The 6377-nt window shown below is 66.8% G+C and carries 8 protein-coding genes and 1 pseudogene; 5 read left to right on the plus strand and 4 right to left on the minus strand.

Annotated elements, in window-relative coordinates:
* Positions 1-888, plus strand: a pseudogene (locus VML93_RS05705) (hypothetical protein); the annotation flags it as partial.
* A 729-nt stretch (positions 889-1617) separates the two neighbouring features.
* Here VML93_RS05705 and VML93_RS05715 read toward each other — a convergent pair.
* Complete coding sequence (locus VML93_RS05715; RefSeq protein WP_325608548.1) at positions 1618-1923, minus strand: type B 50S ribosomal protein L31; 306 nt, start codon at positions 1921-1923, stop codon at positions 1618-1620.
* The gene (gene mrf / locus VML93_RS05720) at positions 1923-3119 is read right to left on the minus strand and encodes a ribosome hibernation factor-recruiting GTPase MRF (RefSeq protein ID WP_325608550.1); all 1197 of its coding nucleotides are present in this window, start codon (positions 3117-3119) and stop codon (positions 1923-1925) included. The genes VML93_RS05715 and mrf overlap by 1 nt, the downstream gene beginning before the upstream one ends.
* A 114-nt stretch (positions 3120-3233) precedes the next feature.
* Here mrf and rpmB point away from each other — a divergent pair, with 114 nt between their 5' ends.
* The 4 genes from rpmB to rpsR are packed head-to-tail and all read left to right on the plus strand — an operon-like array spanning position 3234 to position 4208.
* Complete coding sequence (rpmB, locus tag VML93_RS05725; protein ID WP_325608552.1) at positions 3234-3470, plus strand: 50S ribosomal protein L28; 237 nt, start codon at positions 3234-3236, stop codon at positions 3468-3470.
* Complete coding sequence (gene rpmG, locus VML93_RS05730; RefSeq protein WP_325608554.1) at positions 3470-3634, plus strand: 50S ribosomal protein L33; 165 nt, start codon at positions 3470-3472, stop codon at positions 3632-3634. The genes rpmB and rpmG overlap by 1 nt, the downstream gene beginning before the upstream one ends.
* Before the next feature lie 2 nt (positions 3635-3636).
* On the plus strand, positions 3637-3942 hold the full coding sequence (gene rpsN / locus VML93_RS05735; RefSeq protein ID WP_325608556.1) for a 30S ribosomal protein S14: 306 nt from the start codon (positions 3637-3639) through the stop codon (positions 3940-3942).
* Positions 3942-4208, plus strand: a complete 267-nt coding sequence (gene rpsR / locus VML93_RS05740; RefSeq protein ID WP_325608558.1) for a 30S ribosomal protein S18 — start codon at positions 3942-3944, stop codon at positions 4206-4208. Before rpsN ends, rpsR begins: the two co-directional genes overlap by 1 nt.
* Positions 4209-4755: 547 nt before the next feature.
* On the opposite strand, the gene VML93_RS05745 is transcribed toward rpsR, so the two are convergent.
* Positions 4756-5493, minus strand: a complete 738-nt coding sequence (locus VML93_RS05745; RefSeq protein ID WP_325608560.1) for a TIGR03943 family putative permease subunit — start codon at positions 5491-5493, stop codon at positions 4756-4758.
* A partial coding sequence (locus VML93_RS05750; protein WP_325608562.1) for a permease occupies positions 5493-6377 on the minus strand: 885 nt, incomplete at its 5' end. The genes VML93_RS05750 and VML93_RS05745, both read right to left, overlap by 1 nt.

A 6377-nucleotide genomic window follows, 5' to 3' on the forward strand; every position in this document is an offset into this window, starting at 1 on the left:
CTCATTGAGGATTTTCAAAATTTCGGACAACTCCTCAGGACAAATCCGGTGGAGGCGGTTCAGTGGTTCATTAGCTGGCAACTGTTCGACTTCCCGACCCACATCCTCGAAGTCGCTTCCTATGGGGTCGCCAATCCGGAGCTGGCGCTCGCGGCCCTCCCTGCCGCCGTTAGCCCCGTGGGAGCAGTGGGCGGCTTCGGGGGGCTGGCCGGCCTGGCCGCCCTGGCGCAACCCGCCGCGCCGGCGCTGGCCCCTGTCGCGGCTGCGCCCCCACTACTGCCGGTCGTCGCGACGGCGCCGACTGTCATCGCGCCGACGACGACCGCTGGCGCGGCACCGACGCCCGCGCCCACGCCTCCTAGCCCCCCTGCGCCTCCGGCGGCAGCGACACCGCCGCCGCCGCCCCCGGCCGCGGCTGCGGCGGGTTTTGTCCCTCCGTATGTAGTGGGCCCCGGCCTAGGATCCAGCTCGACGATGAGCACCAGCGCCAGCGGCCGCGCCAAGAAGAAGGCGCCCGAGCCCGATAGCGCCGCCGCGGCGGCCGCGGCCTCGGCCAGGGAGGCGGCCCGGGCGCGGCGGCGCCGGCGGGCGGGGCTGCACGGGTACGGCGACGAGTTCATGGATATGAATGTCGAGGTCGACCCGGACTGGGGCGCGCCGCCCGGTGGCGGGCCGGTCGTGTCGACGGTGGCCTCCGATCGGGGTGCCGGAGGTCTGGGGTTTGCCGGGACGGCGGCCAAGGAAACGTCTGCTCAGGCCGCGGGCTTGACCACCCTGGCCGGTGACGAGTTCGGCGGCGGCCCCCGGATGCCGATGCTGCCGGGCACTTGGGACCCGGACGGGCCGCCCAAACCGGCCGCCGATCCGGAACAACGACGGGAATCATGATCGGCCTCCTGACTGCTCCCATTCCTCAGTTGGTGGCCTGAGGTCGGCGTTTTAGGTGTCAGCAGGGCCGCCCGCGTCGGCACCCGTCTGTCAATATTTCGCGACGCCAGCAACCCCTGGGCCCACGCGGGCTGTCAAAGTCAATGCATTATCTATGAGCAGATTGATCATGACAATCATGTTCAATAAGCTTGGATGACCTGATACAGCAAACTCGACGAGGGGTGTCTCGAATGGCGTCGCGTGTGGACTGGGGCGCGCCACCGGGTGATGAGCCAGTCGTTGTCGGCGGTGACCTCGGATCAGGGTGCCGAAGCCGGGGTTCGCGGGCACGGCAGCCAAGGAAACGGCCGCTAAGGCGGCCGGGCTGACCACGGCTGGCCGGTGATGAGTTCGAAGGTGGCCCAAGGGTGCCGATGGTGCCCGGCACCTGGGACCCGGACGGTGCCCGCGAGCGGAGCGCAGGGGCACATGACAGCGAGCGACGTGATAGCTGGCACGCGTTTCATGTCGGAGAGGCTTTGTCAGCGTTTCAGGCTTCCTGGCAGCGATGCGGTCCTCCATTGGACCGCGCTGCTCGGTTGCCGTGCCGCGCGGTGCGAAGCGCCGGCCGTCGCTCTCTGTGCAGCGGTGAGCTGGATCAGACGTCGGCGTTTCCGGGGGCTTTTTTGATCGGCGGCGAAGAGATGTCCGGCTGAAAGGTGCACTAATTTCGCGCCGGCTCAGCGGTCAATCCGGTTTTCGCTGTGTGGCTTCGGCGTCTCGTTCGAGTGCGGATCTCGGCCGGCCGCCGTAGCGGCGGTGGAATTTCTCCACCTGTCCGGCGCTGTCGACGATACGGCGCCCGCCGGTCCAGAACGGGTGCGAATCAGAGGTGACGTCAACGACGACAAGTGGATAGCTGCGCACCCCGTCCGGCGTCTGCCACTCGATAGTGCGCGAACTGCGTATGGTCGACCGGGTCAGGAACATGGCACCGGTAGCCGCGTCTTGGAAGACGACCGGGTGGTAATCGGGGTGGATGCCGGGCTTCATCAGCGGTCTCCGTCCTGGGCATGGTGGGAAGCGGCGTCCCCAGTGGCCTCTGACAGGGCTGCGCAAGGGTCTTCGTGCCAGTCGCCGAACGGATCGTCGTAGCAGACCCAGTCCTGGGGGAAGCGAAGCTCGTCGTCGGTGAGCAGCGCGCCGTTGAGGCCGTCGAGGATTTCGGCCGCGTGCGCGCCGCACACCAGTACGGTCATCGCTGTGTGCCGATCGCCGTGCTGGGCATCCCAGCACAGCTCGGCAAATGCGCGTCGTTCGGCATCGATGCCGGCCAGTTGGCGAGCTGTCATGGCGGCTAGCCATTTGCCAGCCGAACCGACCCGCAATCCACCCCCGGCCGATTCCAACCACATCGCCTGCTCAGGTTGGCTGGCCAGCCAGAGCCGGCCCCGGGTTCGGATCACTCCCTCTAGCAGCAGGTCCAGACATGCGTGCAGACGCTGCGGATGGAAAGGGCGTCGGGCATTGAAATCGAACAGGTTGATGGGGCCCCGGGAATCCAGGGGCGGCTGTCCGGCCAGCAGCGGACCGTGCGGATCGTCGCTTCGGCCGCGCCGCGCGTCGCGGAACAAATTGTCCAGAGCGTGTTCGATGCCGTCGGCGCCCACGTGAATGCGCGCGCGCGGTGACAGACGGCGCAGCACGCCAGCCACGAACGGGTCAGCGCGGTTGAGCACAACCACGTCGGCGAATTCGGCCTGTCCAACCACCACCTGGGCCAAGGTGCGCCCGTCGTCGAGTCCGGCGTCACCGAGCGCCTCGCTCAGCCACACCGATGCATCGACACAGGTGACCACCGCGGCGATCGACACATCCAGGGCCGCGGGTCCGTCGACGTACCCTGGCGCCACGCGCACTCGGACATTTTCGATGGCCAGGCAGATCGGTTCGGGTTCCAGCCACGGCGCCAGGTGCACCACGACGCGGTCAATGTCATCGCGGCGGTGCAGCTGACGCAACAGCACCAGCAGGTCGTTGCGGATGGTGCACGACACGCACCCGTGCGCGAGTTCGAGACCGGCCTCCGCTGTCGTCAAGACCCCATGTTGCAGGGTCGCCGTGGTCCGGCGCACCACATGGCCGTCGAAACGGTGCTCGACGACCAGCGTCCCGGGGGTGCGTAGCAGGGCCCCCACGACCGGGTCGGTGTCCTTCTGGCCGGCGACCAGGATAACGGGCGTCCGCATTCGGCTCCTTATTGAAAATCATTTCCATTAACGCTGCCTGTACGGTACCGTCTTCGATGCGGTCTGTCGAAAACCATTTTCAATAAGCGCAGGCGGGTCATAGGGGGTTACACAGTGTCTGCTCGTTGCCAAGTCACGGGCCGGGTACCGGGTTTCGGTAACGCGGTGTCGCACTCGCATCGCCGAACCCGGCGGCGCTGGTCGCCCAACATCCAGCTCAAGACGTACTACCTACCTTCGGAGGGCCGTCGGATTCGGCTGAGGGTCAGCGCGAAGGGCATCAAGGTCATCGACCGCGACGGCATCGAGGCCGTCGTGGCCCGGTTGCGCCGCGACGGGCAGCGGATCTGATGGCAAGCAACGAGATCCGCCCGATCGTCAAACTGCGCTCCACCGCGGGCACCGGCTACACCTACATCACCCGCAAGAACCGACGAAACGACCCGGACCGGCTGGTGCTGCGCAAGTACGACCCGGTGATCCGCCGTCACGTCGATTTCCGAGAGGAGCGCTGAGCATGGCCAAGAAATCCAAGATCGTCAAGAACGACCGCCGTCGCGAGATTGTGGCGCGCTACGCCCTACGCCGCGCTGAACTCAGAGAGATCATGCGCTCACCGTCGAGCACCGATGTTCAGCGGGCGGCGGCGCAACGCGAGTTGGCGCGCCAGCCCCGCGACGCCAGCGCAGTGCGTCTGCGCAACCGCGATTCCATCGACGGGCGTCCGCGCGGGCATCTGCGCAAATTCGGGCTGTCGAGGGTGCGGGTGCGCCAGTTGGCTCATAACGGTCAGCTACCCGGCGTGCGGAAGGCGAGCTGGTGATGGCCAAGAAACCTCAGCGGCCTCGTCGCGCCGCCCAACCGAGCGTCAAGACCGCCAAGAAGAACCTTCTCGCGGGCCTGGGGCTTAGCGCGGTCGACTATAAGGACACCGCCGCGCTGCGGATGTTCATCTCCGACCGGGGCAAAATCCGCTCCCGTCACGTCACCGGCCTCACCGTCCAGCAACAGCGGCAGGTCAGCACCGCGATCAAGAACGCACGTGAAATGGCGCTATTACCCTATTCCGGGCAGATTGCCGGTCGCTGAAACATGTCGTGCGCCAAGAGATGCCAACAAGACAGACAGAAAGGATTGGGGAGTGACACCACCTGGCTCTGACCTCGGCGAGGCCGAGAGCGCGGCACGTTGACCTCCTCGCGCCGGGCCACCGACCGGCCGTTCACCGTCATCGTTTGTACCGCCTGCGCGACCGACCACAACCTGTCGGTAATCGACGAACTACGCCCCACCATCCGACGCTGTCCACACGCCATGCTCGTCTCCGCCGCGTGCATGTTCGGATCACTCACCTGCGCATCTCGCCCAACGGGATGCGGCGTCATGGTTGTGCTGCAGCCCTGTAGCAAAGACCGTGTGGCCTGCGGGCAGGCGCACTGGATCGGGCCCATCACCGACAAGTGTGACGCAGCGGTCCTACGGGACTGGCTGGAGCTGGGGCAATGGGAAAGCACCCCACTGCCAAGACAGCTCACTGGGCATCACCTGGGAGCTCGTCGCGCCATTCTCAGCAATTGAGTAAACGGCAACGGCGCCGACCGGTGAGGCGTGCCGACTGCTGCCTCAAGCGTGCTCATCAATGGGGGTAGGCGTAGGGGTTGGCCGGGGCATCGACGCGGGTGACCGCGGTGGCCTGCAGTGTCGGGATCGCCAGCGAGTTCGGTTGCCGGGGCGCGGGTGTGACCTGGCCCTCGACCCGAAGCCAGGTGTTGTCCGCGAGTCCGGCAGCGTGGGCGGCCGCCGGGCCACGCAGATGGATGCGGGCCAGCTGGGCGTCGGCGGCGCAACAGATGACGACGATGCGACCAAGGTCCACACCCTGCGCCTCGTTGAGGACGAAGCCGGTCACGGTGATCGCCCGATTCGTCAACGAGCCGGTGGTGTCGTGGGCCTCGCGCATCAGCACCTCCGGCAGCGACACCTCAGGAGCGCTGCCAGCCGGTAGCGGTGGAAATGCCCGATTCAGAACATTATTGGACACCGCGGTCACAGAGGGGGCTGCGGCTGAGGGCCGCAGTGCCGGCGGCGTCACGAAGATCAAGACCAGGACAGGAACGACGAGCAGCCATACTATGCCGCTTCGGTGGGAGTGTGCCTCGCTGTGATCGCTGGTCTGATCACTAGTCCGCGGTCGTCCGCGGCGGATATCGCCGATGATCGCCAACAGCGCCAACACAGTCAGCAGCACCGCTGAGGCGGCCAGCCACGGCAGCAGCCCCGGCTTGACGTAGCGGGTGAACGCACCCGACACCGTAATCATCGCGATGCTGATGCCTACCAGTAGCAGTACCACATTCTCGGTTTCGCGGCCCACTACCCACCACCGAGGACGAACAGCCCGACCGCACACGCGCTCGCCGTTGCCACCAGCAAAGTGGCGGGCGCGAAGCGCGCCGCGAAAGCCCGGCCGAACATGCCCGCCTGCATCGCGAACAGTTTCACGTCGACCGCTGGCCCCACTACCAGAAACACCAGCCGGGGCAGTAGCGGCACCATCGTCATGCTGGCGGCTACGAACGCATCGGCCTCCGAACACAACGCCAACACCACCGCCAGGACGGCCATCACCGCCACACCAAGGATCAGGTGTGCCGCCAAATGCTCGAACATCCACCGCGGCACCACCACATGCAGCGCCGCCGCCGCAGCGGCACCCAACACCAAATAAGATGCGGCTTGAAGGAAGTCGTGGCGGGCCGCCTCAGCGAACACCACCCACCGCGACTCGGTGTCAGCGCACGGAGGAGCTAGCCGGCGGGTGACCCACTCCGGGCGACCCCACCGCGCCCACACCCACCCCATCATCACCGCGGTCAGCAGCGACGCCCCCATCCGGGCAAGAACCATCGCCGGCGCACCGGGAAACGCCACCGCGGTGGCGACCAGCACTACCGGGTTGATCGCCGGCGCGGCCAGCATGAACGTCAAAGCCGCCGCGCCCGTCGCTCCTCCTTCGCCAAACAATCGCCGCGCCACCGGAACCGACCCGCACTCACAGCCCGGCAGCACCGCCCCGCCGATCCCTGCGGCCAACACCGCGACCACGGGACGACGTGGCAGCCACCGCGCCAACCGCTCGGGCGACACGAACGCCGCAATCAACCCACTGACCACCACCCCTAGCACCAAAAAAGGAACCGCCTGCACGAACACCCCACAGAACACCGTGCCCGCCGTTGACAACGCCGCACTACCTGA

Origin of the sequence: Mycobacterium sp. (genome assembly GCF_035499775.1) — a bacterium.
In the GTDB taxonomy this organism is placed as follows: domain Bacteria; phylum Actinomycetota; class Actinomycetes; order Mycobacteriales; family Mycobacteriaceae; genus Mycobacterium.

Excerpts from the sequence above, each read along its gene's own strand:
- VML93_RS05715 (WP_325608548.1), bottom strand. The coding sequence starts at position 1,923 with ATGAAGCCCGGCATCCACCCCGATTACCACCCGGTCGTCTTCCAAGAC.
- mrf (WP_325608550.1), bottom strand. The coding sequence starts at position 3,119 with ATGCGGACGCCCGTTATCCTGGTCGCCGGCCAGAAGGACACCGACCCG.
- rpmG (WP_325608554.1), top strand. The coding sequence starts at position 3,470 with ATGGCAAGCAACGAGATCCGCCCGATCGTCAAACTGCGCTCCACCGCG.
- rpsN (WP_325608556.1), top strand. The coding sequence starts at position 3,637 with ATGGCCAAGAAATCCAAGATCGTCAAGAACGACCGCCGTCGCGAGATT.
- rpsR (WP_325608558.1), top strand. The coding sequence starts at position 3,942 with ATGGCCAAGAAACCTCAGCGGCCTCGTCGCGCCGCCCAACCGAGCGTC.